Genomic DNA, 5,317 nt, shown 5'->3' on the forward strand with positions numbered 1-5,317 from the left:
CGCGCGTCGCCGCCCAGTCCTGCGGGCGCTCGGCCACGCGGCGCAGCAGCGCCTCGCGCGCCGCCTCCGGCATCCGCGCCGGGTGACGGGCGGGGGCGCCGCCGTCGAAGGCGGGGCGCAGCAGCCACTGGCCGGGGTCGCGCAGCACCGTCGCCAGCGCCTCCGGCCCGGCCAGCCAGTGCGTCTCCGCCGAGGGCAGCAGCAGCGCCTCGCCCAGCAGGCGGCGGCAGAGCGCGGGCAGCAGCGCCGCCAGCGCCGGCGCCTCCACCATGCCGCAGCCGGGGGCGTTGACGATGCGCAGCGTGCCGTTGCGCGCCGCGTCCATCAGCCCTGGCACGCCGCCATGGCCGCCGAACTCCAGCGGGTCGAGGTGCCGCCCGTCCATCCGCCGCAGCAGCACATCGACCGGCTGCGGCCCCTTCAGCGTCTTGAGGAACAGGGCGCCGCCGCGCGCCGTCAGGTCGCCCGGCTCGACCAGGGCGCAGGACAACTCGCCGGCCAGCAGCACATGCTCGAACCAGAGCGGGTGGTGCACCCCCGGGGTCAGCAGGGCGATGGCGGCGTTGTCCGGGCCGCGCGGCGAGAGGCGCTGGAGCGAATCCTGCCAGCGGTCGAAGAAGGGGCGCAGCGGGCGCACCTGCTGGCCGCGGAACAGGTTGGGCACCACGCGGGCCAGCATCCGCCGGTTCTCCTGCGCGTGGCCGATGCCGGCGGCACGGCTGGTGCGGTCGGCCAGCACGCGCCAGGCGCCGTCCGGGCCGCGCAGCAGGTCGGCGGCGTAGGTGGTCAGCAGCGGGCCGGCGGGGGCGCGCCCCTCGGCGCGGCAGGGGCGCAGGAAGGCGGGGTTGGCGAAGACCAGGGCCGGTGGCACCAGCCCCTCGGCCAGCAGGGTCTGCGGGCCGTAGAAATCGGCCAGCAGCCGCTCCAGCAGGCGCGCCCGCTGCGACAGCCCCTCGGACAGCGCGGCGAACTCGCGCGCCGGCAGCGGCAGCGGCACCGGGTCGCAGCGCCAGGCGCGGCTGGCCTGGGCGGCGCCGGGCAGCAGGGAGGTGATGCCCTCATCCTCAAAGGCGCGGTCCAGCCGGCGTGCCGCCTCGCCGATGCCGTTCCCGGCATAGTCCTGCGGCAGGTCGGAGAAGGCGGCCAGCAGGCGCCGCCAATGGGGCCGCACCTGGCCGCGGCCATCGACCATCTCATCGGGCACAGCGGGGGGCACGGCGGGAGGCGGGGCGGGAAGGTTCACCCCGCCCCCGGTATCATGCGAGGCGGCGCAGGTCGAGCGTGCGGCGCAGCTCCGGCGAGTCCACCGGCGCCGGCGGCGTGCCCGCGCCCACGCTGTGGCCGAAGGGGAAGAAGCGGGCCCGGCGGCGCGCCTCCGCCTCGTTGGCGTTGACCGGGAAGCGCTCGTAGTTACGCCCGCCCGGATGCACCACGTGGTGGGTGAAGCCGCCGAGGGAGCGGCCGGTCCAGCTGTCCCACAGGTCGAAGGTGAGCGGCGCCTGGGCGCGGATGGTCGGGTGCAGGGCGGAAGGCGGCGACCACGCCTTGAAGCGCACGCCGGCCACGAACTCGCCGGCGCGGCCGGTGGAGGCCATCGGCAGGGCGTGGCCGTTCACCGCCAGGGTGAAGCGCTCGGGCGCGAAGCCGCTGGCGCGCAGCTGCAGCCGCTCGGTGCTGCTGTCCACGAAGCGGGCGGTGCCGCCGCCGAAATTCTCCTCGCCCAGCACGTGCCAGGGCTCCAGCGCGTGGCGCAGCTCGAGGCCCACCCCGTGCAGCGAGACCTCGCCCACCAGCGGGAAGCGGAAGGCGAAATGCGGGTCGAACCACGCCGTCTCCAGCGGCGCGCCGAGGCTCCTCAGCTCCTCGATGGCATCGGCGAAATCCTGCGCCGCGTAATGGGGCAGCATGAAGTCGTCGTGCAGCCGGCTGCCCCAGCGCACCAGGCGCCGCTCATAGGGCGTGCGCCAGAAGGCGGCCACGGCGGCGCGCATCAGCAGCATCTGCGCCGCCGACATGCGCGGGTTGGGCGGCATCTCGAAGGCGCGGAACTCCACCAGGCCGCGCCGGCCGCCGGCATGGTCGGGCGAGTAGAGCTTGTCGATGCAGAATTCGGTGCGGTGGGTGTTGCCCGTCATGTCCGCCAGGATGTTGCGGAACAGCCGGTCGGTCAGCCAGGGCGGCGCGGGCTGGAAGGGCTTCACCTGCTGGAAGGCGATCTCCAGCTCGTTCAGCGAATCCTGCCGCGCCTCGTCGATGCGCGGGTGCTGGCTGGTGGGCCCGATGAACAGGCCGGAGAACAGGAAGGAAAGGCTCGGGTGGTTGTGCCAGAAGCCGAGCAGCGACTTCAGCAGGTCTGGCCGGCGCAGGAAGGGGCTCTCCTCCACCGAGGCGCCGCCCATCACCACGTGGTTGCCACCCCCCGTGCCGACATGCCGGCCGTCCAGCATGAACTTCTCGGCCGCCAGCCCTTCCTCGCGCGCCAGGGCGTAGAGCTGTTCGGTGCGCGCCACATGCTCGGCCCAGGAATGGGCGGGGTGGATGTTCACCTCGATCACGCCCGGGTCGGGGGTGATGGAGAAGCTCAGCAGGCGCGGGTCGGAAGGCGGGCCGTAGCCTTCCAGCACCACCTTGCGCCCCTGCGCGGCGGCGGTGTCCTCGATGGCGGCGGTCAGCGCCAGCCAGTCCTCCGCCATGTGCAGCGGCGGGTAGAAGACATGGATCTTGCCCTCCCGCGCCTCGACGGTGAGGGCGGTGCGCACCAGCCCCGGCTCCTCCCGCCCGACCACGGGTGCTTCCCGGCGCGGCGGCGGTGCCTGCCGCAGCGCGGCGGCGCCGGGCAGCGGGCCACCCGCCGTGCCAGCGGAGGGCAGGCCCTGGCCGGGGAGGGGCTGGTGGCGCAGCGGGAAGCCGGGCGCGCCCTCGCGCGGCGCCGGCGCGCCGGGCAGGGAGCGCTGGTCGTGCAGCGCCTGGGCGGAAGGGAAGGGGCCGGGCGGCGCGAAGGGGTCGCGCTCGAACTCCGCGGGGATGCTGGCGGGGTCGGCCCAGGGCAGGCTTTCCAGCGGCAGGCGGAAGCCGATCGGCGAGTCGCCGGGCAGCAGGAAGATCGGGTCGTCGTGCCGGAACAGCCACAGCCCGCTCTCCCAGCCCCCGTTCTCCCCGGAGCCGTCGGCGCGGCGGCGCAGCGGCAGCACGGAGCCGACCTCGGCCGAAAGCCCCTGGCCGAACACCTTGGCCAGCCGCGCCCGCTCCAGCGGGTCGCGCAGCTTCGAATCCTCGGCGACGACGTTGGCCGGCAGGCGCTTCTCCCGCCACAGATAGTGGTGGATGTCCTCATGGGCCGGCTGCACATAGCTCTCGGCCAGGCCGAGACGGGCGGCCAGGGCGCGCGCGAAGGCCCGCGCGTCCTGCGCCGTGGCGTCATCCCTGTCGTCGTCGCCAGCGAGGCGGGCGGGGTCCTGCCAGACCGGCTCGCCATCGGCCCGCCAGTAGGCGTTCAGCGCCCAGCGCGGCAGCTGCTCGCCCGGGTAGTGCTTGCCCATGGCGTGCTGCACGGCGGCGCCCGGCGCCCAGAGCGGCAGCAGCCGGTTGAGCAGCCGGTTGGCGTAGCGGCGCTTGCTGGGGCCGAGGGCGGCGGTGTTCCATTCCGGCGCCTCCTGGTCGGTGGCGCAGACGAAGGTGGGCTCGCCACCCATGGTCAGCCGCACGCCACCCCCGGCGAGCTGCGCGTCCACCGTCTCGCCCGCCGCCTGGATGGCGGCCCAGGCCGCTTCCGCGTAGGGGCTGGTGACGCGCGGCGTCTCGCGGATGCGGCGCACGCCCATGCCGAAGTCGAAGCTCACCTCGGCCTTGCTCATCAGGCCGGAGATGGGGGCGGCGGATTGCGGCTCCGGCGTCGCCGCCAGCGGGATGTGGCCCTCGCCGGCCAGCAGGCCGGAGGTGGCATCCAGCCCCACCCAGCCGGCGCCGGGCAAATAGACCTCGGCCCAGGCGTGCAGGTCGGTGAAATCCTCGGTCGGGCCCTCGGGGCCTTCCAGCGGCTTCTGGTCGGCCACCAGCTGGATCAGGTAGCCGGAGACGAAGCGCGCCGCGTAGCCCAGGTTGCGCAGCAGCTGCACCAGCAGCCAGGCGCTGTCGCGGCAGGAGCCGCGGCCCTCGGCCAGCGTCCGCTCCGGCGCCCAGACGCCCGGCTCCAGGCGCACGATGTAGGAGACGCGCTGGTTGACCAGCCCGTTCAGCCGCATCAGCATGCCGACGGTGCTCTGCCGCTCGCGCGGCACCTCGGCCAGCAGCCCCTGCAGCATCGGGCCGGGTGCCTCGGCGCGGCGGAAGGGGGCCAGCTCCTGCTCCAGCACCGGGTCGTAGGCGAAGGGCCATTGCTCCGCCTCCGGCTCCAGGAAGAAGTCGAACGGGTTGATGGTGGCCATGTCGGCCACCAGGTCCACCGTCACCTCGAAATGCCGCACCGGCTCGGGAAAGACGACGCGGGCGAGGAAATTGCCCTGCGGGTCCTGCTGCCAGTTCAGGAAGTGCGGACTGGGCTCGATCTTCAGCGCGTAGGAGAGGATCGGGGTCCGGGCATGCGGCGCCGGCCGCAGCCGGATCGTCTGTGGCCCCAGGCTGACGGGGCGATCATAGGCGTAGCGGGTGCGGTGCGTCAGCGCGACGTGAATCGACATGCAGGATCCCGGCGATCGTTCCTGCGGCGCAGCATAGACCGCGCCTCCGGGCCGGAGGAAATAAACCAGTCGGAATTAAACCGGTTGGGGGGCGGCTCAGCCGTCGCCGCCGGCGCGCCGGCCGATCTCGGCCGCGGCGGCGTTGGCGGCCGCTTCGGTCTCGCGCAGGGCGGGCAGGGTGGACAGGCGCTCCAGCGTCCCGAGTCCCGGCAGGCCGAAGCCCGGCCGCTCCAGCGCCGGCGCGGCCAGGGGAGCGCGGCCGCTCTCCAGCATCTCCGCCGCCTGCGTCAGCGCCGCCACCACCACCGCGGGGGAGGCGCCACCGCCGATGCCGAGCCGCGCCCGCACCGCCGCGCGCGCCTGGCCGAGCAGCGCGGCCACGTCCGGCGGCGTCTCGGGCGACCAGTAGGGGTCGCGCGCCAGCCCGTCGGTCAGGATCTCGAGATCGGCCACCGCCAGGGCGGCGCGGCCGGGCTGCCCCCGCCAGCGCGACAGGTCGCCGAATTCCCAGGGCGCGCGCAGTGCCGCGGCGTGGATGCGGTCGCCGAAGCCGACGGCGTAGCCGCCGATGCGGCGGTCGGCATCCTCGCCGCCGGCGCAGGCGGCCAGCAGGGGAAGGGCCAGCAGGGGAAGGACAAGCA

The 5,317-nt window shown here is 74.8% G+C and carries 3 protein-coding genes; all 3 read right to left on the bottom strand.

Annotation, left to right across the window (positions count from 1 at the left end):
- Positions 1 to 1,243: circularly permuted type 2 ATP-grasp protein (locus tag ACZJYS_RS22335; RefSeq protein ID WP_493180371.1), on the bottom strand; the 1,243-nt coding region annotated here is incomplete at its 3' end.
- Between the two features lie 13 nt (positions 1,244 to 1,256).
- Positions 1,257 to 4,676: a transglutaminase family protein gene (locus ACZJYS_RS22340; RefSeq protein WP_493180372.1), complete on the bottom strand. Its 3,420-nt coding sequence runs from the start codon at positions 4,674 to 4,676 to the stop codon at positions 1,257 to 1,259.
- 96 nt (positions 4,677 to 4,772) lie between these two features.
- Positions 4,773 to 5,317 (bottom strand): hypothetical protein (locus tag ACZJYS_RS22345; RefSeq protein ID WP_493180373.1); only part of this gene is annotated, 545 nt, incomplete at its 5' end.

The sequence above is a fragment of the Roseomonas sp. TS2 genome (assembly GCF_058833935.1).

Excerpts from the sequence above, each read along its gene's own strand:
- ACZJYS_RS22340 (WP_493180372.1), bottom strand. The coding sequence starts at position 4,676 with ATGTCGATTCACGTCGCGCTGACGCACCGCACCCGCTACGCCTATGAT.